The 20,784-nt window shown below is 64.3% G+C and carries 19 protein-coding genes; 10 read left to right on the top strand and 9 right to left on the bottom strand.

The genetic code is table 11. The annotated features are described in order from the left end of the window. The first annotated feature begins 29 nt into the window (after positions 1-29). The 3 genes from KIK15_RS13055 (at position 30) to KIK15_RS13045 (ending at position 2,610) form a co-directional block, all read left to right on the top strand. Complete coding sequence (locus tag KIK15_RS13055) at positions 30-1,295, top strand: GAF domain-containing protein (RefSeq protein WP_214245135.1); 1,266 nt, start codon at positions 30-32, stop codon at positions 1,293-1,295. A gap of 44 nt (positions 1,296-1,339) precedes the next feature. Next, a complete protein-coding gene (locus KIK15_RS13050; protein ID WP_214245133.1) occupies positions 1,340-2,104 on the top strand; it encodes an acetoacetate decarboxylase family protein in 765 nt (254 codons plus the stop codon). Between the two features lie 62 nt (positions 2,105-2,166). Then, a complete protein-coding gene (locus KIK15_RS13045) occupies positions 2,167-2,610 on the top strand; it encodes a potassium channel family protein (protein ID WP_214245131.1) in 444 nt (147 codons plus the stop codon). Between the two features lie 63 nt (positions 2,611-2,673). Here the strand turns inward: KIK15_RS13045 and KIK15_RS13040 are convergent, their stop codons facing one another. Beyond that, entirely contained in the window at positions 2,674-3,138 is a 465-nt protein-coding gene (locus KIK15_RS13040; protein ID WP_214245129.1) for an SRPBCC family protein, read from the bottom strand. A 118-nt stretch (positions 3,139-3,256) separates the two neighbouring features. Here KIK15_RS13040 and KIK15_RS13035 point away from each other — a divergent pair, with 118 nt between their 5' ends. The 4 genes from KIK15_RS13035 (at position 3,257) to KIK15_RS13020 (ending at position 6,692) form a co-directional block, all read left to right on the top strand. Then, positions 3,257-4,780 (top strand): aldehyde dehydrogenase family protein, encoded by a 1,524-nt coding sequence (locus KIK15_RS13035; protein ID WP_214245127.1) that lies wholly within the window; start codon positions 3,257-3,259, stop codon positions 4,778-4,780. A gap of 36 nt (positions 4,781-4,816) precedes the next feature. After that, complete coding sequence (locus tag KIK15_RS13030) at positions 4,817-5,230, top strand: DUF779 domain-containing protein (RefSeq protein WP_214245125.1); 414 nt, start codon at positions 4,817-4,819, stop codon at positions 5,228-5,230. Between the two features lie 43 nt (positions 5,231-5,273). Then, entirely contained in the window at positions 5,274-5,663 is a 390-nt protein-coding gene (locus tag KIK15_RS13025) for a DUF779 domain-containing protein (protein ID WP_214245123.1), read from the top strand. Positions 5,664-5,735: 72 nt separating this feature from the next. After that, positions 5,736-6,692, top strand: coding sequence for a hypothetical protein (locus KIK15_RS13020; RefSeq protein WP_214245121.1), 957 nt, complete (start codon positions 5,736-5,738; stop codon positions 6,690-6,692). Between the two features lie 25 nt (positions 6,693-6,717). Here KIK15_RS13020 and KIK15_RS13015 read toward each other — a convergent pair whose 3' ends face one another. The 5 genes from KIK15_RS13015 to KIK15_RS12995 all read right to left on the bottom strand — a co-directional run bounded on the left by KIK15_RS13015 (position 6,718) and on the right by KIK15_RS12995 (position 15,423). Further along, positions 6,718-8,022 (bottom strand): HNH endonuclease, encoded by a 1,305-nt coding sequence (locus tag KIK15_RS13015; protein ID WP_307851878.1) that lies wholly within the window; start codon positions 8,020-8,022, stop codon positions 6,718-6,720. Positions 8,023-8,510: 488 nt separating this feature from the next. Continuing rightward, on the bottom strand, positions 8,511-11,624 hold the full coding sequence (locus KIK15_RS13010) for a type I restriction endonuclease subunit R (protein WP_214245117.1): 3,114 nt from the start codon (positions 11,622-11,624) through the stop codon (positions 8,511-8,513). Positions 11,625-11,741: 117 nt separating this feature from the next. Then, positions 11,742-12,458 (bottom strand): DUF3800 domain-containing protein, encoded by a 717-nt coding sequence (locus KIK15_RS13005; RefSeq protein WP_214245115.1) that lies wholly within the window; start codon positions 12,456-12,458, stop codon positions 11,742-11,744. Next, positions 12,458-13,690 (bottom strand): hypothetical protein, encoded by a 1,233-nt coding sequence (locus KIK15_RS13000; protein WP_214245113.1) that lies wholly within the window; start codon positions 13,688-13,690, stop codon positions 12,458-12,460. The genes KIK15_RS13005 and KIK15_RS13000 overlap by 1 nt, the downstream gene beginning before the upstream one ends. Beyond that, the gene (locus KIK15_RS12995; protein WP_214245111.1) at positions 13,687-15,423 is read right to left on the bottom strand and encodes a class I SAM-dependent DNA methyltransferase; all 1,737 of its coding nucleotides are present in this window, start codon (positions 15,421-15,423) and stop codon (positions 13,687-13,689) included. The genes KIK15_RS13000 and KIK15_RS12995 overlap by 4 nt, the downstream gene beginning before the upstream one ends. A gap of 33 nt (positions 15,424-15,456) precedes the next feature. Between KIK15_RS12995 and KIK15_RS12990 the strand changes: the two genes are divergently transcribed. After that, positions 15,457-16,269: a toll/interleukin-1 receptor domain-containing protein gene (locus KIK15_RS12990; RefSeq protein ID WP_307851877.1), complete on the top strand. Its 813-nt coding sequence runs from the start codon at positions 15,457-15,459 to the stop codon at positions 16,267-16,269. A gap of 253 nt (positions 16,270-16,522) precedes the next feature. Here the strand turns inward: KIK15_RS12990 and KIK15_RS12985 are convergent, their stop codons facing one another. From KIK15_RS12985 to KIK15_RS12975, 3 genes are all read right to left on the bottom strand, one after another. After that, positions 16,523-17,641, bottom strand: coding sequence for a hypothetical protein (locus tag KIK15_RS12985; RefSeq protein ID WP_214245108.1), 1,119 nt, complete (start codon positions 17,639-17,641; stop codon positions 16,523-16,525). An 81-nt stretch (positions 17,642-17,722) separates the two neighbouring features. Beyond that, on the bottom strand, positions 17,723-18,403 hold the full coding sequence (locus KIK15_RS12980) for a response regulator transcription factor (RefSeq protein ID WP_214245106.1): 681 nt from the start codon (positions 18,401-18,403) through the stop codon (positions 17,723-17,725). Further along, complete coding sequence (locus KIK15_RS12975; protein WP_214245104.1) at positions 18,400-19,500, bottom strand: sensor histidine kinase; 1,101 nt, start codon at positions 19,498-19,500, stop codon at positions 18,400-18,402. The genes KIK15_RS12980 and KIK15_RS12975 overlap by 4 nt, the downstream gene beginning before the upstream one ends. A gap of 185 nt (positions 19,501-19,685) precedes the next feature. On the opposite strand from KIK15_RS12975, the gene KIK15_RS12970 reads away from it, so the two are divergent. Both KIK15_RS12970 and KIK15_RS12965 read left to right on the top strand, forming a co-directional pair. Beyond that, positions 19,686-20,219 carry a hypothetical protein gene (locus KIK15_RS12970; protein WP_214245102.1) on the top strand — a complete coding sequence of 178 codons (534 nt, stop codon included), beginning with the start codon at positions 19,686-19,688 and terminating at the stop codon, positions 20,217-20,219. 23 nt (positions 20,220-20,242) lie between these two features. After that, positions 20,243-20,779, top strand: a complete 537-nt coding sequence (locus tag KIK15_RS12965) for a hypothetical protein (protein WP_214245100.1) — start codon at positions 20,243-20,245, stop codon at positions 20,777-20,779. Positions 20,780-20,784: the final 5 nt, after the last annotated feature.

Below are 20,784 nucleotides of genomic sequence, written 5' to 3'. Positions count from 1 at the left end.
CACAACTGACCGTCAGCAGTAGGGGAGCGATGACACCGTCCGTCGGACCGGTACCCGGATCTGCACTGTGGGACGCGCGTATCAGAACCGCGTACGAGGACTTCCGTGACGGGCGTCCGGCCAACGATGTCGTTCGGTCGGTGGTCCGCGACTCGTGGATGCGGTCGCTGCATCGTGGGGTCAACCCACGCTCACCGGCAGTGGCCGAGATGACCCCGGCCGACTTCGCCGACTACCGCGCAGCACACCCGATGACCGCGATGCGCCCCCTGGTGCAGTCGTTGCTGCTCGACGATGTGGCCGACGCCGGTGTGGTGGTGGCGCTGACCGACGAGGTGGGCCGGCTGCTGTGGCTCGAAGGCGACCGGCAGGCCCGGGACCGGGCTGCGGCCATCGACTTCGTCGAAGGAGCCCTGTGGTCGGAGGAGGTGGCGGGCACCAACGCTCCCGGGTTGGCGCTGCGGATGGATCGCAGCGTGCAGATCGTGGGCGCCGAACACTTCGCCGAACCGGTTCAGGAGTGGAGTTGTGCAGCAGCCCCGGTGCACGATCCGGTGACCGGGCATGTCATCGGTGTGTTGGACGTGACCGGTGGCCGGGCGGTCGCCGAGCCCTTCGCGCTGGCCACCGTGCGGTCGGTGGTGGCGGCTCTGGAGATGCAGATCCGTTACGGCGGAATCGATCTCGGCTGCCTGGCGCGTAGTGCCACGCCACGCCTGGAGGTGCTGTCGGCCACCGGCCCGCAGTTCATCGCCGCGGATGGATCGGTGCGTCGGCTCAGTCCACGCCACGGCGAGATCTTGCTGCTGCTCTCGGCGCACCCGCACGGACTCGGCACCGACGAACTGGCCCTGGCCCTGTCCGACGACGGGGTGGACGCGGTGACCGTGCGCGCGGAGATCTCGCGGCTACGAAGAGATCTGGGCGCCGAGGCGGTGCTGTCGCGGCCGTATCGATTGGGGTTCACGGTCGAGACCGATGTGGCCGAGGCGATCGAACGCGCTCGCGGTGGCGACGTGGTCGGGGCGATCGAGGTGGTGGGTCGGGGTGGATTGCTGGCCGATTCGCACGCGCCCGGGGTGGTCGAGTTGTTCGAAGAAGTGCTGGCCGATCTGCGTTCGGCGGTGGTGGCCGGTGCGGATCGAGCGGCATTGCAGGCCTGGACGGCGTGTGCACACGGTCGCGATGACGCCGCCGCCTGGTCGCTGTTGGGGTCGATGCTGGGGCCGCAGCATCCCGAGGGTGCGCGCGCCGCCGCCCGGGTGCAGCTGTTGGACCGCCGATTAGGGCTTTGATCAGCACGTACCGCTCAATGAGACGATCCTGTTAGTCTGTGCCAATGACAAACACGACGTCGGAGTTGCGGTGGCGGCGGCTACCGGTCACCGTGCCCGAGGCGCAGCTCTCCCCGGAGATGGATGCGCAGCTGCCGGCCACCGGGTCGCCCGCGCCGTGGCGGTTGGCCGGCCGGGGTGTCCACTGGGCCGCCAAAGCGCACCGCTCCGATCGCTCGCTGTTGCCGCCTTCTGTGCGCTCGGGAGCCATCCCGTTGCGGCGCATGGGTTTTGCCGTGCGCTACAGCCACACCCCGGTGGGCACCTACAACGAGTTGGGTGCCGCCATCGTCTACCTGCGCTACGGGCTGGTGCGGGTCCACATCCCGTTCCTCCCGGTCGACTCGGCGGCCACCACTCGAGGTGGCCGCGAGAATTGGTCGCTGCCCAAGACGTTGGCCACCTTCACCGGTGACCCGGATGCCGAATCCACCTTTACCGCAACCGGACCCGACTGGTCGGTGTCGATGACCACCGGGCCTGCATCCGCCGCCAGGCCGATCCGTATCCCCGCCGTCGCCGGGTTCGGCCCTGTCGCCGCACTGGCCTCGGCCCTGGTGGGGATCGAGCAGGTCGACGGGGACGGTCGCCGCGGACTGGCGGCCATCGAGCGGCTGCCGGAACTGAAGCTGAGCATGGCCGGGGCTCGGGTCACCGTGGAAACCAGCGGCAGTCCCGCTCTGCAGCAACTGTTCCCGTCGGGAACCTATCGGGGCGGGACGGTCACCTATGACGATCTACATCTCGGGGCGGCGCGTATCCGAGCCTGATCCCGGCACTGCTTTCGTACACTCGTGAGGCACGTCAGCTGCCGACAACGAGGAGAATTTCGGTGAGGGACCACGTCATCCTGAGCAGTGCACGCGCCGCACTCAACCGCACCGGGCCGGTGTTCTGTCTCATCCTGGGGACTTACCTGATGGCCACGTTCATCTACTGGGTGGCCGAGGACAAGTCCTACGGTGACAGTCTCTGGTGGGGCGTGGTCACCTGGTCGACCACCGGCTACGGCGACCAGTTCCCGGTGACGGGGCTGGGCCGCATCGCCGCAGCCGCATACATGATCACCACGGTCTTCCTGATGATGTTCGCCGCCGCCCACGTGGTGGCTGCAGTGGTCGAGGATCGAAACCTGTTCTCCCACGAGGAACAAGAGCGCATGGAGGGTGCGCTGTGGCTCATCGGACGTCGCATGGATCTCTTCGACGCCGACTCGACCGAGCTGCCCTCACTGGAGTGGTTCAAGGAGAAGGGCTTCGCACCCGACGAGCTATGAGCGCAAGGAAACCCAGCTGTTGTGCGAGCGCGTCAGCTCACCCGGCTGCGGTGAGCTGTCCGGTCACGCGAAGCGCTCAGCCAGCTTCTGCAACGTCTTGGTGATGCCGCCGGCGTTGGCCTTGGGCATCCCCAGCAATTCGAGCACCTTGGGGCCCTTGGACGTGGAGTAGTTGAACGACTCGGTCACGGTGGTGACGCCGGGGGTGCGCTCGTCGAGCTCCCAGCGCCACCGGTGGCCCATCGGGTGCTGCCACTCGACCACCCGGTTCGGCTCGATCTGGGTGGCTGTCGAGGTGATCTTGTAGGGCAGGCCGAACATCTTCATGGCGACGCTGAACTTGTCGCCCTTGGTCAGTTGCCGGGGACCGGTCACCTTGGCCTGGACAGTGCCCGAGCCATCGAGCTCGTGGTGGCGATGCGGGTCGGCCACCAGAGCGAAGATCTCTGAGGCGGGGGCGTTCACCTGGACCTGACGGGCAACGATCTGCGGGCCGGCGTCGATGGTGGTCACTGCTGATGTGGACATGGCTCCACCGTAGCTCGCGATCACGGCATCCCGCCCGCGCCAGATGCAACGGCCTTGCAACGTGATGCGGCGTACGTTTGTGGTGTACATCACAACCCCTCACATGGAGGTCCACACGATGCCCGTGTTCGCACAACCCGGTACCGACGGCGCGATCATGAACTTCGAATCGCGCTACGACAACTGGATCGGCGGCAAGTGGGTGCCGCCGGTCAAGGGCCAATACTTCGAGAACCCCTCGCCGGTCAACGGTAAGACCTTCTGCGAGGTGGCTCGTTCGACCGCCGAGGACATCGACCTCGCTCTCGATGCCGCGCACGCCGCCGCGCCCGCGTGGGGCAAGACGCCCGTGGCGGAGCGGTCGCTGACGCTGCTGCGCATCGCCGACCGGCTCGAGCAGAACCTGGAGAAGATCGCCGTCGCCGAGGCGTGGGAGAACGGCAAGGCGGTGCGCGAGACGTTGGCCGCCGACATCCCGTTGGCGATCGATCACCTCCGCTACTTCGCGGGAGCCCTTCGCGCACAAGAGGGTTCGATCTCTGAGGTGGACGAGGACACCGTCGCCTACCACTTCCACGAGCCACTGGGTGTGGTCGGTCAGATCATCCCGTGGAACTTCCCCATCCTGATGGCCATTTGGAAGTTGGCGCCCGCCATCGCCGCCGGCAACGCGGTGGTGCTCAAGCCGGCCGAGCAGACCCCGGTGTCCATCCTCTACGTGATGAGCCTGATCGAGGACCTGCTGCCCCCGGGAGTCATCAACATCGTCAACGGCTTCGGTGTGGAGGCGGGCAAGCCGCTGGCCTCGTCGAACCGGATCCGCAAGATCGCGTTCACCGGTGAGACCACCACCGGGCGCCTGATCATGCAGTACGCCTCGGAGAACATCATCCCGGTCACCCTGGAGCTGGGCGGCAAGAGCCCGAACATCTTCTTCTCCGACGTGATGGCCGCGCAGGACGGTTTCCTCGACCGGGCGCTGGAAGGGTTTTCGATGTTCGCCCTCAACCAGGGCGAGGTGTGCACCTGCCCCAGCCGCGCGCTGGTGCAGAAGTCGATGTACGACGAGTTCATGGACCACGCCATCAAGCGGGTCGAGCAGATCAAGCAGGGCAACCCGCTCGACACCGACACCATGATGGGTGCGCAAGCGTCCAACGATCAGTTCGAGAAGATCCAGTCCTACCTCAACATCGGCCGGGAGGAAGGCGCGAAGGTGCTGACCGGTGGGGAGGCGGCGCAGCTCGACGGCGACCTGGCCGGCGGCTACTACATCAAGCCGACGGTGTTCGAGGGCAACAACAAGATGCGCATCTTCCAGGAGGAGATCTTCGGCCCGGTGCTGTCGGTCACGTCGTTCTCCGACTACGCCGAGGCGATGTCGATCGCCAACGACACCCTGTACGGATTGGGTGCCGGGGTGTGGTCGCGTGACGGTGCCACCGCCTACCGCGCCGGGCGGGAGATCCAGGCCGGGCGAGTGTGGACCAACACGTATCACGACTACCCGGCGCACGCGGCGTTCGGCGGGTACAAGCAGTCCGGCATCGGGCGTGAGACCCACAAGATGATGCTGGATCACTACCAGCAGACCAAGAACCTCTTGGTCGGCTACGCGCAGAGCGCGAAGGGATTCTTCTGATCCCCTCGGCGTGACTGCCACCACAAAAGGACTGTGATGACTGCTACAGAACGAGTCGTCGCAACTGAGCCCGCCGTGCAGCTGTTGACGAAACTGTCCGAGCTGCACGGCGGTCTCATGATCCACCAATCCGGTGGATGCTGCGACGGGTCTGCTCCCATGTGTTACCCGGTGGGCGAGTACCGGGTCGGCCAGCGAGACGTGCTGCTGGGCGAAATCGACTTGCCCGAACCCATTCCGGCCGTTCGGGTTTGGATTGGAGGCGACCAGTACGAGCTGTGGAAACACACTCAGCTCATCCTCGACGTGGTGCCTGGCCGTGGGGCCGGGTTCTCCCTGGAGGCGCCGGAGGGGGTGCGGTTCCTGTCCCGGTCGCGGGTGTTCAACGAGGCCGAGAACACTTGGTTGGATGCATGCCCGCCGCGGCGTGGGGCCGAGGTGGCCGGCTGAATCTCGATGTGCGGATGGACGCCGCTGTGCTCATCATTGGCCGATGTCCGTTTTGGAGAACTTCGCCCGTCACGCCCCGGTCGTCACGACGGGTGCGCCCACCGTGCTGGTCAGCAGCGGGGCGCGCGACCTGCTGACCACGCTCACCGAGTTGCACGGTGCGCTGGTGGTGCATCACGCCGGAGGGGCGTGCGCCGGGTCGGACCCGATGTGTCACGCGGTGGGCACCCTGCACGCCGGTAGCCGTGAGGTGGCGGTCGGTGAGATCGTGCTGCCCGACCCCCTGCCGCCGGTGACGGTGTTGGTGGCCGACGAGTTCGCTGACGGCTGGGAGTCGGGCGAGGTGGTTCTCGACGTGGCCCGCGGGCGGGGTTCGGGGTTCAGCCTGGAGGCACCGGAGGGTGTGCGTTTCGTCGCGCGTTCGTATGGATAGCCGCATGCCGCCGCCGGACGCCACGTAGTTCTACGCTGTCGCCCGACAGCTCAGTGCTGTGACGCTGAGTGCATGAGAAGTCGAGTGTTCGCGGTTGCGTTGATCGTGTCGGCGATCACGCTCGTCACCGCTGGTTGTAGCGCGCCGGATCGGAGTGCCGAAGCCGCCGAGTTGGAGTCAGCGTTGCGGGGCGTTCCTGGTGTGGGCAGCGCAGATGTGTCCTACGTCAACGGTTTTGACAGCGGGTACACCGTGAGTATCGATGTCGGCATGTCCGGCGCCGACGACGCCCAGGTGGTGGCGATGGTTCATCGGATGAACACCTTGATGGGTCACGACTTCGATGACTACGCCACCCCCGTGAGTATCGATCTGGGTGCAGGCGTTCGCGTCGAATCGGAGAAGCAGCTCACACCCGAGAACGCCGCGACAGTTCTGGCGACGGCCCGCAGCGCGCAGCGTCGGGTGACGGCCGATCACGTGACGGTGTTTCTGCGGTCGGGTCGTATCGACGTGGAGATCATGGGTGCCACAGATCCGGTCGATGCTGCGGGTGCCGTGGCGGGTGCGATGGCAGCGGCAATCGGTCCGGCTCGCGGGAGCATTGTTGCGAGCCCGAAAGCACGCGCCGCCCAGCCGCGCTGGACGGTTACCACCCCGGTGGCGGCGGCGCGACTACGGCAACTGGAGGGTCGGATCCGCGCGTTGACAATCCTTGTCACCTCCGTTGCCGTCGACGGCGGCTTGATCACAGAGCTGGCCATCGATGCGGGGACCCAGGAAGTCGCTGACGCGAATGTGCGGGGCGTCATCGCGTCGCTGGGTGCTGACCGGGCTCATCCGGTGCGCCTGAGCTGGAGTGTCAGCCCAGCGGTGGCGACCTGGGAGCGAGACGCTGATGGCGTGGTGTCGGTAGGAAGCTGCGACTATCCGCGAACATATGGCCGTCACGCAGACACCGACTTTGAGAAGGCCGCTGCGGATCTGGAACAGCGAATCCGCGCGGACTACGACACCTGCCGGCGCTGAACTGACCGCGTTCCGCGGAACGCGGTCAGGCGGCGATCGGGTGGCGTGATGGTGTGTGGTCCCAGATGCCGTAGAGGACTTCGATGGTGTAGGCCAGGTCGAGGGGTCCGGGTTCGATGGGTGTGATCGCGGTGGGACGAAGTGTGGTGTTGGGCAACCAGTCTCCGGTCACCGCGAGTGTGGGTGCGGTGTCGATGAGGGTGCCGTCGGGGCGGTGGAAACTGAATTGTTGGTTACCGTGGGCGGCGATGGTGAACACCCCGTGGTGCAGTGCCTGGTGGTGGGTGGAACACAGCATGATCAGGTTGTCGGGGTCGGTGGTGCCACCGTCACGCCAGAACCGCACATGATGGGCGTGTAGATGTCGGGTACGGCCACACACCGGATGCCGACAACCACGGTCACGTTCGAACACCACCCGCAGCAAAGCATGAGTCGGGAGACGGCGTTTACGCCCGAACGTCAACGCCACCCCACGCCGACCCGCCCGGGTCCGCGTTGCGTGATCGATGGTGCGGGTGGAACCACCGCAGGATGCTTCATCTACCTCGGCGGCCGTGAGAGCGGGACCATCATCGAGATGCGCATCCACGCTGGAATCGGTGGGGCTGTCGGTGTCGGTGTGGATGACGATTTCGGCGCCGGGCGCGAACTCCGGCATGGCGATCGCGGTGCGGGCGGCATCGGCCATCACGATCACCGCATCAGCGATGTTGGCGGGAACATGGCGCCACAGATCCGGTTTCGCCGCCACCACCACCTCCTCGCCGTCGTCGCCGGTGGTGGTGGGGATGGGGACATCGGGGTCGCCGGTGGTGCGGGTCCGTTCGTATTCGCTGCGCACCACCCCGGCCAGGAACCGGGCCCCATCGACCGGGGACAGTCGCATCGTCACCGCCAGGGTCCCGTCATTGCACCACCGCCACCGGGCCGATGATTCGACCCGCCCGGCCGCATACTCATCCTGGGCGCGGTCGATGTGGGCGATGGAACGGACCACCCGCTCCACCTGGGCGGCGGTCGCCGAGATCGCAAGGTTCACCAGTTCGGTTTCCCGGTCGGGGGTGGCGACCCGGGTGACCGCCCGGATCTTCGAATACGACAGGCGACCCTGCGCGAACGCGGCATGCAACAGGGGTAGCTCGGTCAGGGCGTGGGCGATCCGCAGATGATCCTGCGCAGTCCGCAACGACAACCCGGTTTTCCAGGACAGCCAGTGCGCGCACGAGCGGATACCAGCCCCGTTCCACACCCCCCGCTCATCGAACACGCGCAGCAGGTCGAGGAACCGGGCCGTCAACGCCGCGATCTGAGTGGCATGCCCAACCACCCGATCAGTCAACTCCCGATCACTCAACCCTTCGGGCGCTGCCTGATCAAACAGATCCGACGACGTTGAAGAAATGGCTGTAACCGACACTGAAATACCCCCGTGAACTGCGATTTTCTAACTGAACGCAGCCTATCGGGACCCTATGACAATGGCAGAACCGCGTTCCGCGGAACGCGGTTGGCGGTCCGTTCGGTTTGCTGGGCGCAGTCTCGGGCTCAGCGCCGGGGTTCGCCGCGCGGCCCGATCACCCTGTCGGCATGGGGGTGCAGGCTGCGATACGCGTCGTGACGTCCTGGAGTTGATGCTCAGGGCGATCGCGCTCCCGATGACGCTTGTCCGCGATCGAATCGCGCCACCGCTGCGCAACCTCGTGAACTCGCGCACGGTCGTCGGGATGTCGGGGCACGCGTAGGCCACGGGCTTCGCCCTCCGCTTCTCGCGTAAGTCCACGTCCCTCGTTCATTAGATCGTCCCAGTACTGGCGGTTACGCATTTTCACTCTCCCTCGTGACGACCTGATAGAACCACTTGGCGATGTCGGAGATGAGGTGAGCGCGGCCGGGGCTGTTGGTGAAGAAGTAGTCACTCATCTTCTGGTGGGCGCCTTGGTTGTCGGCGACGGCGTCGGTGACAGCGTCGTCGAAGTCGGGTGACTCGGTGAACTGCTTGGGCGTGTTGACCTTGGCCTGCTGGATCAGCGACTCGTTGTCGAGCAGTGTCCGCAGGAGTGACTCGATGAACGACACCTTCTGACTCTCGGTGAAGTCCTCGGAACCGAACAGGTCGTTGAGCCGATCGAGGACCACCTGGAACGCGACCATCGTCGGGTCGCGCTTCTCACCGGAGCCGGCCGCGGTGGTCCCTTTGAGTCCCACTCTGGTCCCGAATCCGATGTCGACCTGGCCGCGGTCGATCTGTTTCACGTGCTGCAACACCACCCCCGACAGGTCGATCGGTGCGGTGTAGTTGTCGGGCCGAATCACTGCTTCGAGTGCGCGCAGATAGATCTGCTTCTTCTCCAGCTCGGGGTCGCCGTAGTCGATGATCTGCGACATGAAGTCATACAGGCGCACAAACGACCCGACGTCCTTGCGGAACATGTCGAGCTCGGCCAGCGCGGCTTTGTCCCCCTCGCCGCCGTTGTGGATGAGCGCCGCCTGATACCGCTCGGCGAACCGCTTCTTACCTGCGTCGACGGCGCCGTACAGCGCGTTGTTCCCCTTGCCCTCCAGATAGCGCTTGGCGCACTCGTCGATCTCGGCTTGGGTGTAGATGGCGGCCGTGTCCAGCTTTGCCGAGAGGTCATGCACCAGGTTCGGGTCGGTCTCGGTTTCGAGGAATGCGTCGGTGAAGTACGGCTCGAACGATTCCTGGATGGTGGCGGGGTCGTTGACGAAGTCGACCACCTGGGTCATCGCCGCGGTCTTCGGTATGCCCGTCGGGGTTCGGTAAGTGCGGTTGAGACGCGAGAGCGTCTGTACCGCAGTGACTCCCGACAGCCGACGATCGACATACATCGCGCACAGCAGCGGCTGGTCGAAACCGGTCTGGAACTTGTTGGCCACGATCATGACCTTGTACTGATCGCCGGTGAATGCTCTGCGCAGGTCACGCACGCCCGGGTTCATGGTGGCTTCGGTGAAGTCGTCGGGGCCGGACTCGGGATCTTGCACCGCGCCGGAGAACGCCGCCAGCGTGCCGTACCCATAGCCCTTCGATGCGATGTAACCGTCGATCGCAAGCTTGAAACGTACTGCGGCCTTGCGTGAGTCGGCGACGACCATCGCTTTCGCGTGACCGTCGAGCAAGCCGCTCACGTTCGCGTGGAAATGCTCGACGATGATCGCGGCCTTCTGTGTGATGGTCTGTGGGTTCAGCTTCACCCACTTCATCACGGCCTTCGTGGCCTCGGACTGATCCACTTCGTCGCCGGTGACGGAGGCGTTCTGCCCGATCTGAAAGGCGAGCTTGAAGGAGTGGTATCCGGTCAGGACGTCGAGGATGTAGCCCTCCGCGATGGCCTGTTTCATCGTGTAGACGTGGAACGGCGCGGGTGCCTCGTCGGGGGTTGGTCTGCGGCCGAACAGCTCGAGTGTCTTGCCCTTCGGTGTCGCGGTGAACGCGAAATAGGAGATGTTCGCCGAGGCGGCGCGCTCGCTGGCTTCGGCCGCGAGCACCGACTCGACGGACACCTCGCCGCCGTCCTCGATTTCCTGCAACTCATCAGCGGTGAGGACGGCTTTGAGTTTGCCGGCGACCTGGCCCGACTGCGATGAATGCGCTTCGTCGGCGATCACTGCGAATGCCTTGCCTTTGAGCCCCTTGTTTTTTTGGATCTCCTCCATCGCGAAGGGAAACGTCTGGATGGTGACCACGATGATCAGCTTGCCGTCGGTGAGTGCCTGCGCCAGCATCCCCGATTTTGACCCGCCGGCCTTGCTGGCTGCGTCGCGGTCGATGCCGACGACGATGCCCTGATCGTTGTCGATCTGTTTGATCGCATCCTGTAGTTGTGCATCGAGGACGTTGCGGTCGGTGACGACGATGACCGAGTCGAAGACCTTGGTGTTCTCCACCTGCAGCCGCGCCATCCGGTGCGCGGTCCAGGCGATGGAGTCGGTCTTACCCGAGCCGGCCGGGTGCTGGATGAGGTACCGGTGGCCGACACCCTCGGATGTCACGGCGGCGGTGAGTTCGGTGACTGCTTCCCACTGGTGGAACCGCGGGAACCGTAGCGACGACGTTTTGGTGGTCTTGCCGCTGATGGGGTCGGTGTTCGACTCGTGCTTGATGTACATCAGGCGGCCGAGAATGTTCAGCCACGCGTCGCGCTGCAGTACGCGTTCCCAGAGGTACGCAGAACGTGAGCCGTTTGTGTTGACTGGGTTGCCGGCGCCGCCGTCTTCGGCTCCCCGGTTGAACGGCAGGAAGTGGGTCTTCTCGCCGGCCAGCTTGGTGGTCATCCACACTTCGTCGTTCGACACCGCGAAGTGCACCAGAGCGCGGGCACCGGAGACGAACAGCGGCTGTACTTTTCCCGTCTGCGGATCCTTCGGGAGCCGTGAGGTGCGGTATTGGGTCATCGCGTCGGACACGGTCTGGGTGAAGTCGGTTTTGAGTTCCGCGGTCGCGACAGGGAGCCCGTTGACGAAGAAGACCAGATCAACCGACCGGTTATCGGCAGTGGAGAAGTAGACCTGACGCATCACCCGCAGTCGAACGGCGGCGTAGTCGGCGTTCCGCTTCTCGTTCAGAGTTGCCTCGGGGCGGAACACACACATCGCGAACTTCGCCGAGAGGTGAGAGAACCCCTTACGCAACAGATTCAAGGTCCCGCCGCTGTTCTCCAGCGGCGTGTCGAGCACTTTCACTATCCGGTCGAGTAGCTGATCCTGCTGTTTGACAACATCTTTCGAGTCGAACTTGATCACCTTCGCGAGCTGCTCGGGCTGGGTCTCGTCAAGCCAGGCAAGCACGTCCTCGCGGAACAGTGCGCGTTCCTTGTCGTAGCCCTGCCCGTTGGGTGAGTACTCCCACCCATGTGCACCGAGGTATTCGGCGATCTCCTTCTCGAACTCCACCTCATTGTGCTGAGCCATGCGCCGTCCGTTCTGCAGGGTGTGGCCCGTCAGGGCGTCGTGCTAGCCTTTCAACGCAGGCCGCAGAGATGCCGCCCGCATGGCCTTCAGCCCCGCCTTGTGCGGGGCTGTTGTGCATCATGGCCAGCCTCCCGGTTCATACAGCTTTCCGGAGTCCTGCAGCTTTGACCACAACCGATCCATGATTCGTTGTGCGCGGTGGTCAGGTTCCACCACGGTCTGGTGCCTTCGGTAAGTGAACGCCAACATGTCCGCAGCCTGCAGCATGCGTGAGTGATGACTCGGAGCGAAGTGAACAGTGTCCAGTAGCCGCGGCAGTGTTGTGTGGCGGTAGATTCCCGGGGTTCCGGCGACCTGATAAGTCGCGAATCGCTCGCGGTGTCGTTCCCGATCGCCTCGCTCGTCGGCAATGACAAGCGCGTAGGTGGACCGCGCCTGTGCGACGCGGTCGATACGTTGCAGGACGTGTTGAAAACAGACTTGCTCTGGGGGGAATCGCTCCGGGTAGCCCTTCCGATCCTGCCGGTCGGCCAGCCGCTTCCGACTGACGTGCCGAAGGAGCAGTGACACATCCGACTCGACGATCGCGTCGACGACCTTCTCGTGCAAATTCGCGCGAGCGCGCTGACCGACCGTCTGCCAAGCGTCCTTACCGTGAAACATGGGATGCGCATGGAACTCTGTGTTCTGTGGAATGCCATAGTCGAAACAGGCCCGGCGCATTAGGGAATTGAGCCGCTCGGTGAGTTGCTTCGTGGCGTTCTCATCGGCCAAAACTGCACCGAAGCAATGGAAATCGCCTTGATCGGACTCATCGACGAACGCCAACAGCATCAGGCTGCCGTGCCTCGCACATCGATCTGCCCAGTCACTGCCGCGGTGATCAGAGCAGCTCGGCGCTCGCGCGACAGTTCGATAAACCTCTCGGCTTCGGCGACCAGCCTGTCAATCTTCTCGATCTGCTCATCAAGGTAGTTAACGACACGACGTTGCTCTCCAACAGAAGGGCAGGCGAGAGGTAAGTTGCCGAGAGTCCATTTGTTCGTGGAGGCAAGGTTCGTCGTCTTCTTGGCTGTGGTCATGAAGTAGCCGCGGGCTTCTGGGCCGTCGAGCACATACACGAGAAACTCGGGGAGCAGTCCCTCGTCCGGGCGGACCGCGAAAACGTGATTCTGGTGTAGCGCATTCGGAATGTGACCCGACCACAGTGCACCCCGTCCGAGTTTGTCGATGTCCCCGCCTTCGGTCATCAAAACGTCACCGGGCAGGAGTGAACTCGCTGCAGCGTCCTCTGGTTTCAGCCTGATCGTTTTGACTTCGGTGAGATCGACGCGCCCGACCTGGACATTCGCCACTCGCAGATAGGGCCACTCTGGCCAGGCGGGATCGCCCTCGCCGTTTAATGTGACGCCGGTTTGGATGATGGCACGATACTTCAGTCGTGTTCGCCCCTGCAGCCCTTGGAGAGCCCCTGCAACTGCGTCGACTCTCCGCTCGCGTAGCAGATCGATGAGGCGCTGCTGCTCCTCGATGAGCGTGTCGATCCGCGCCGTCTCCCGGTCGAGGAAGTCGGCGATGGCTACCTGCTCGCCATGCGATGGTATTCGAGCTTCGAAGTTGCGAAGGTCGGTTGCAGAGAGTCGTTTGAGTCCGCCTGCCCCTGTAAGGCGAGCTGTGCCGTAGGCGCGGAAAACTCGCGATTGAAGCAAATAGTCCAGGAACCTGGCATGCACGTCAGGTCCTGGTCGAAGCGTGTACACCTCCGTCGTTGCGAAGCCTGCACCACCCACTAGGCCCGTGACCACGGACCCCTTCCCGTTCTCGAAACACGGCGTCACTTTCGCCAGCAGGACATCGCCATCCGCCACAAATGTGTAACCGGCCAGCGCGTCAGCGGCACGAATCTCGCGCGATAGGTCTAGACCGCCGTTTTCGCCGACCGCCTCCATCGGGAGGAACGACACCATGCGATCGGGATCATCGCGTATATAGGAGGCGACTGGAGGATCGACTGATAGCAAATATCTAAGCCGCTGGATCCGCCATGCGGTTGCACTGGCACTCACCCCTCAACCTCGCGTAGTAGGTCCATGATCTTGGCGGCCTGCTTCTCCAAGTCTGCGTCGATCTCGGCGAGGGGTCTGGGTGGGACGTATTTGTAGAAGTGGCGGGCGAAGGGGATTTCGTAACCGACCTTGGTCTTCTTCTCGTCGATCCACGCGTCGGGAACGTGGGGGAGAACCTCGGCCTGGAAGTAGGCCTTGATGGTCGATGCCTTGGCCATCGCGCCGTCGGTGTTGCCGCCGTAGGTGAACGGGATGTTTTCGGTGTCGCGCTTCTTTGGGTCCGGCTTCGGGTTGCCAGCGCGATCGGCGGACACCTTGCCGGTGTCGGTCAGCAGCGGGCGCTCCACCGTGACTGTCCAGTAGGCGAAGTCGTTGGCGGTGAACACTTTCGAGAAGTCGGGGTCGGCCTCATCGAACTGGTCGTACAGCGCGAGGATGCGGTCGCGGGCGTCGGCGTCGATCTCACGGCTTTTCGCGCCGAGGCTCTTGCGCATCTTGGTCCAGAACGTGGTGGCGTCGATCAACTGGATCTTGCCTACGCGTTCCGGCTGTTTCGTGTTGTCCAACAGCCAGATGTAGGTGGCGATACCGGTGTTGAAGAACATGTTGGTGGGCAACGCGATGATCGCCTCGACCAGATCGGACTCGAGTAGCCACTGCCGAATCTGCGAGGGCCCGGACTCGGCGGCGCCGTTGAACAGCGGTGAACCGTTCAGCACGATCCCTGCGCGGCCACCACCCTCATGGGCCGGTCGCATCTTGCTGGCGATGTGCGACAGGAACAGCATCTGACCGTCACCAATCGATGGCAGACCGTGAGAGAAACGCGAATTCTGCGCCAGCGCTTCTCGTTTCACCGAATCCTGCGACGCCTTCCAGTCCACGCCATAGGGCGGGTTGGACATGCAGAAGTCGAAGGTGCGGTCGAAGAAGAGGTCGTCGGCGAGGGTGTCGCCGAGTTTGATGTTGCCGACGTCTTGGCCTTTGGCGATCATGTCGGACTTGCAGATGGCGTACGACTGGTCGTTGATCTCCTGGCCGTAAAGCCGCAGGCGCGCTTCAGGATTGCGCTCGATGAGTCGCTCTTCAGCCACCGACAGCATGCCGCCGGTACCGGCGGTGGGGTCGTAGATGGTGCGAACCGTGCCCGGCTCCATCAGCCCGATGCTGTCTTCGGCGAACAGCAGGTCGACCATCAACCGGATCGCATCACGCGGGGTGTAGTGCTCACCGGCCTCCTCGTTGGACGCCTCAGCGAACTTGAAGATCAGATGCTCGAACAGGTCGCCCATCTCGGCGTTGCTCACGGTGTCGGGATGCAGGTCGACCCCGGCGAACTGCGACGTCACCAGATACAGCCGGTTCTTCTCATCCAGGGTGGCCAGCTCGTTGTCGAACTTGAACCGCTCGAACACATCGATGTTCGACGAGAATCCGGTCAGATAGTCGACAAGGTTCGCGCGAAGGCCCTCGGGATCCTCCAGCAGAGTGGTGAACGTGAACGGGCTGGTGTTGTAGAACGCAAGACCAGTCTTGCGTTTCACCTGGACGTCCAGCGCGCCGCCCGCGAACTTCTCCGTCAGGGTGGCGACCTCATCGCGAGTGGGTTCGAGGATGCAGTCGAGCCGCCGCAGAATAGTGAACGGCAAGATCACGTTTCCGTACTGGTGGGGCTTGTACACACCTCGCAACTGGTCGGCGATACCCCACACGAAGTTTCCCAACTTGCTCAAGCCTGGTCCCCTTGCTTCCTAGCAGTGCCGTTCATGCGTCAGGATCATCATGGTCTATTCCCCGCTGAGACGAAGGCGAAGCGAGGCCGCGATTCCCCGCTGCGCGTGTATGTCGGGACTCGTTCCCATCCTTCCAACATGTCCAGTTGCACTGCTCCAGTTGAAGGCCATCGTTCATCCACCGCGGCTGCGAGGTGCCCGGCTTGCCGGGGCGGTACGCGCCGAACCGACTCGTACTTCGCGCCACCACCACCAACGCACGCTCGGAACGGCGGCTACCCCGCCGTCGCCGCAGCGGGTCGCCGGTCGAGTTCAGGTGGGAACTCGCGTCGTCTGCGCGGCGGAGAGTCACTCTCGTTCAGTGCAACAGAGTGGCGCACTTTGGAACCCGTAGTGAGAAGGGCGGAGACCGTCGCGCGTGCACACCCCGAACGCCGTGATCTCTTCCTCTGCCACGCATGGAATGACCGCGAGGGGCCAGCCAAGGAGCTGTGTGACTTCCTTGAATCGTACGGAGCCACCGTGTGGTTCAGCGAGTACGACGTCTCGCTTGGTACGTCGCTCATCCAGGAGGTCGACAGAGGGTTGGCCAATTCCCGCGCCGGCATTGTCCTCGTGACGCCCGCACTCTTGCACGGTCTGGAATCATCGTCGGGGCTGGCGGGCAAGGAGCTCTCAGCGCTTCTCTCCACCGACCGAGTGATCCCCGTAGCGCACGACACCACCTTCGATGCCCTCCGCGATATCAGCCCGCTTCTTGCAGCTCGTTCCGGCTTGACGACCGGTTCGCTTTCGATGAAGCAGGTCGCGCAGAAGATCGCTGTGGCAACAGCGGCAGCAGGTTAGCTGAGCGCACACCCGGTTAAGGCGACATCCAGGTAAGCGCGCGTGGATTGGCACCACTCACCGCGTTCCGCGGAACGCGGTTGGAGGTCCGTTCGGGTTGCTGGACACTGAAGCGGGCTGGGACCCCCAGAGGGAACACCCTTAACGTGAAACAACCATCTGGCCAGGTCAGGACCGGTGGGCTGAGCGCAGTTATGTGAGCGGTGCCGACGGTCGGTGTCACGTCTCCGCAGAGATCGGCAAAATCAGGTGCTCACACCCAGCGTTCAAAGAGGTCAGCGCGCTTGAGGCGGGGAAAGAACTGCTGCCGTAGCCGCTGAATGACGTCGAGGTGACCGCCAGGTGCAAAGGTCATCGCCATCTCGATGTTGGCAAATACTTCGTTTCCGAAATTGCGGGTCGTAGCTTGTTGGTTGATGGCTCGGATAACGCTGGTAGCGCTGTAGCCATTCGACGGCCCGCCGGGTACGGGTAGATCAACGCTGAGGTGGTTGAGGTGAGGATCGCGAGCAACGAGGTTATGGACCACCTCGAACTGTTCAAATGATGCGATCTCCACGGCTTGGGACTCGTCCTTGAGCGCCACGATGTATGGGGCGGCCCACTCCCGCTCAGGCAGCCCCGAAGCGTCAAGTGCCTCATGGAGCGCCCACTGGCCGACAGAGTTTCGCTTTGCGGCTTTGGCGCGCGCGATCGCGTCGGCCAGGCCGCGGTCATAGTAGGCCAACGATCGCGCCCCGATCGATCGGGCCAGGTCACCCGGCGGGCGGCCGCCCCACATCCGCGCGGTTTCCTTCTGCTGTTCGATGTACGCATCTCGCCCGATGTAGATCCAAGCGCTGGCATCGCTGGCCGGGTCGGGTTCGTACCACTGCCTTACTTGATGGAATGCGACCGGAGCACTCCATACCGCGTCGGTCTTTTTCAACTGACGCAACCGACTTCGGCTCTTTGACCGCGCGATCAGGAGGAGGTATCTCTCATGTGCTTCGTCAGCGATGCCGTCCCATTGTTCGTCGCGTCCTCGTGCGTATCCCCTCACCGTGTAGCGGCCAGGCTTGAGGCCCAAGCCCTGGAACCCGTCAGCCGGCTCAAGCTCGCCGGTGAGGACACGCATGTCTTGCGTAACCTTCATCGACGTCTGTTCAACAACCTCCCATGGCTCGTCGGCCGCCTCGCTGTACTCCGGCATGGTGTCGACGACGTCGACGGTGAGCGAAACTGGGCCAAACGCAACACCAGTGAGTAGGCGCAGATAGTCATCCCCCACCTCGATGAGACTGCCTGTCGCGCGAGGACTCAAGGTGTCCGCGTCATCCGTGGCGACCAGGAAGTAGTGGCCAACCGCCTCAACGCGCTCAGATTGCCTCACTTCAGCAGCCTAACCACGGACACAATCCTGGGCTCCGCGTCCAGTAGCGATGACCGCGTTCCGCGGAACGCGGTCAAGTCCCTATTGGTCCGGGGCCAGACCATGTCGATGCGCAAACGCGATGGCTTGGGCGCGGTCGCGCAGGGCGAGTTTGGCGAAGACGTTGTTGATGTGGGTTTTGACGGTGGATTCGCTGATGAACAATGCGGCGGCATTCTCGCGGTTACTTGATCCAGCTGCCATGTGCACCAGTACTTCTCGTTCGCGCGTGGTCAGCTGGGCGAGTTCGGGAGAGCCAGAGGCGCCAGCAGCACCAGGTGCAGGCGCGGGCGTAGACCCGGCGGCCCGACGCATCAGACGTTGCTGCACTGAGCGGTCCAGTACCGATTGTCCCGCTGCCGCGGCGCGGATGGCTGCCGCCAGCTCGTGACGGTTGGCGTCCTTGGTCAGATAGCCACACGCCCCGGCATCCAACGCCCGGAAAATCGACTCGTCGTCATCGAAGGTAGTCAACACCACGACCGGCAACTCCGGGTGACGCTCCAAGATCGCGCGGGTGGCATCGGCCCCGTCGAGCACCGGCATCCGCAGATCGGTCAACACCACATCCGGCGTCGCCGTCTCCACGAGATCCACCAGCAGCGAACCGTTTTCGGCTGTCCCCACCACCGATAGGTCCTCGTTGAGGTCCAACATCATGGCCAACGCCTCACGGATGGTGGTCTGATCATCGGCGATCACCACGCGGATCGGCTCGCTCATCGGCTCAACTCCACGCGCACCGTCCAGCCGCCGTCAGCCGGCCCCACCTGCAGACGCGCCCCGATCTGCGCGGCGCGCTCACCCATCCCCACCAGGCCCACACCCGCTCCCTTGGTAAAAGGTGTTGCTGTCGAATCGGATTGGTTGAACACCACCACGCTCACCTGGTCGTCGGTGCCCGCGACAGCCACGTGCACCGGCGCGCCGGGAGCGTGTCGACGCGCATTGGTCAGGGCCTCACCCACGATACGAACCAGCTGCGTGGTCTGCACATCGCTGAGCCAGCCCGGCGCACCGTCCACCGTCACGCTTTCGTGATCGCCGGCCACCAGTCCCTCGATGCCCGCTACCAGGTCCACCGGCTCATCGCGAAGCGCATACACCGCGCGCCGCACCTCGGCCAGCCCGTCCGAAACTGCCTGTTGCGCATCGCGAACCGCCTGGCGACCGTCCTCGGTGCGACCGTTCTCCAGCAACGCATCGGCCAGGTTCAGTTGCATGTTCACCCCCGACAACGAATGCGCCAACACGTCATGGATTTCGCGTGCCACCCGCGTGCGTTCGGCCAACATCTGTGCCCGCCCTTCCGATTCCACCGCCCGTTGCGTCTGGACCAACTTCTCCTCCGTCAGCCGCAACGCCTCCATCCGATCGCGTCGGCCCATGCCCACGAACACCGCCAGCCCCGCCAGCAGCGCCAACCCGGGCGTGGCCCGGTGCTCGACCAGGGCCGCCACGAACGCCGACACCGACACGATGACGGCCACCAGAACTGCTGGGCGCGTGGGCAATCGGTAGCCCGCCATCCCTGCGAAGATCGGCGCGAACGCTGCACCCGCGGTGGTGGGCGCGAACCCGAACAGTGCCCCGCATGCGATCGCAGCACTGACCGCCGCGCCAACGCCCCACGGTGACTCCCAGCGTCGGGCCGGCAGCGCCCGCATGGCCATCGCAGCGGTGCCCGCCACCAGCAGGATCAGTCCGACCAGTCCTCGGCCGCGCGTCCCGATCGGGGTCACCGACAGCCACGCCCACACGACGGTCATCACGATGACGATCGCGAACGCTTCCTGCATCACACGGCGGCGAGTGGACATGGGCATCAGCCTGCCATCGCCGGCCGGGTGGGGCCCTCCACCCACGGGTGGAGAGCCAAGCTCCACCCGGGTCTCCACCGCTGGGCCGATCCGACCGCGTCCGAATCCGAGCAATCTCATTGCCATGCCGGGCGCACTGCCCCGGGCAGGAACAGACCGAAACCGAACACACCAAGGAGTCAGCGATGTCGGATCTCTCCAGCGCAGTCCAGATCAGCGGCGGAATCTTCGCAGTCATGATGGCCACCCAGTACGGCACCCGCAGCTACGGTCGCCGCAACATCGTGCTGCCGATCGCCTTGGCCGGGGTCTTCGGCATGGCTTACCTGAAAACTGCCCCCACCGACCACAACTCGATGATGGTCTACGGCGTGGCGTTGGGACTGGGTCTGGTGTTCGCCCTCATCGCCGCGGCCACCACCCGCATGTTCACCGACCGCGAGACCGGATCGATCATGACCCGCTGCGGGCTGGGCTTCGTCGCGGTGTGGGCGGTGGCCGTCGCCGCCCGGATCGGATTCGTCTGGGCCACCACCGATATCACCGCCTTCCGGCAGTGGTTCGGTGAGCACCTGATGTCGCTGCAGCTTTCCCCCGCAGTCATCGCCCCGTTCTTCGTCATCTGGGCGCTGTCGATGGTGCTGGGCCGTGCAGCCATCCTCGCTGGGCGCGCCGCGGCACTGCACGGCACCCGCACCAGCGTTGCCGCCCTCGCCTGACTCACCTTGGCTATGTTGTGCGGGTGCACCCCTCACAACCGTCCGGCTACCCGCATCAGCAACCGCTGGTGCGGGCTTTGCCGCCTCTGCAGCACGTATGGACCGCCCAGCCCGGCGACACAGCTCAACTGGCGCGCGCAGCCACCCTCAACGCACTGACCAACCGCAGCACCATCCGGACGTACATCACCATCATCGCGATCGCCGTGATGCTAGCGGTCTTCACACCCCACGACCGCGCGACCACGTACACGGTCGTGTTTCTCGTGCTCCTGCTGGTGGTGCTCCCGTTCTCCACCTACCAGCGGATACGACGGTCGCTGGACTCCATCACGGCCCCGGGCGCAGTGTGGGGGTTGGGTTTTGATGCCTACTCCATCGCCGTCGTCACACCCATGTCCACCGCGGTCGTCGGGTACGAGGCCTTTCGGCAGCCACATCGTGGTCGGGGTGTGGTGACCTTGGCCTACCAGACGTCGGCGATGGGGATCGTCATGCCGGAGGTCCTGTGTCCACCGCCGGCGTTTGACCACCTCACCTCCCGCATCCCCCGCTCCTAGCCCGA

Source organism: Williamsia sp. CHRR-6, from assembly GCF_018474015.1.
Classification (GTDB): Bacteria; Actinomycetota; Actinomycetes; order Mycobacteriales; family Mycobacteriaceae; genus Williamsia_A.
Note: the sequence above shows the minus strand (reverse complement) of the source record. Positions and strands in the feature narration are given on the sequence as shown.

Coding starts and splice junctions, on each gene's coding strand:
- KIK15_RS12990 (WP_307851877.1), top strand. CDS start 15,457: ATGCGTCAGGATCATCATGGTCTATTCCCCGCTGAGACGAAGGCGAAG.
- KIK15_RS12975 (WP_214245104.1), bottom strand. CDS start 19,500: ATGTCCACTCGCCGCCGTGTGATGCAGGAAGCGTTCGCGATCGTCATC.
- KIK15_RS13055 (WP_214245135.1), top strand. CDS start 30: ATGACACCGTCCGTCGGACCGGTACCCGGATCTGCACTGTGGGACGCG.
- KIK15_RS13050 (WP_214245133.1), top strand. CDS start 1,340: ATGACAAACACGACGTCGGAGTTGCGGTGGCGGCGGCTACCGGTCACC.
- KIK15_RS13035 (WP_214245127.1), top strand. CDS start 3,257: ATGCCCGTGTTCGCACAACCCGGTACCGACGGCGCGATCATGAACTTC.
- KIK15_RS12970 (WP_214245102.1), top strand. CDS start 19,686: ATGTCGGATCTCTCCAGCGCAGTCCAGATCAGCGGCGGAATCTTCGCA.
- KIK15_RS13030 (WP_214245125.1), top strand. CDS start 4,817: ATGACTGCTACAGAACGAGTCGTCGCAACTGAGCCCGCCGTGCAGCTG.
- KIK15_RS13025 (WP_214245123.1), top strand. CDS start 5,274: ATGTCCGTTTTGGAGAACTTCGCCCGTCACGCCCCGGTCGTCACGACG.
- KIK15_RS13040 (WP_214245129.1), bottom strand. CDS start 3,138: ATGTCCACATCAGCAGTGACCACCATCGACGCCGGCCCGCAGATCGTT.
- KIK15_RS13010 (WP_214245117.1), bottom strand. CDS start 11,624: ATGGCTCAGCACAATGAGGTGGAGTTCGAGAAGGAGATCGCCGAATAC.
- KIK15_RS13005 (WP_214245115.1), bottom strand. CDS start 12,458: ATGCTGTTGGCGTTCGTCGATGAGTCCGATCAAGGCGATTTCCATTGC.
- KIK15_RS13020 (WP_214245121.1), top strand. CDS start 5,736: ATGAGAAGTCGAGTGTTCGCGGTTGCGTTGATCGTGTCGGCGATCACG.
- KIK15_RS12980 (WP_214245106.1), bottom strand. CDS start 18,403: ATGAGCGAGCCGATCCGCGTGGTGATCGCCGATGATCAGACCACCATC.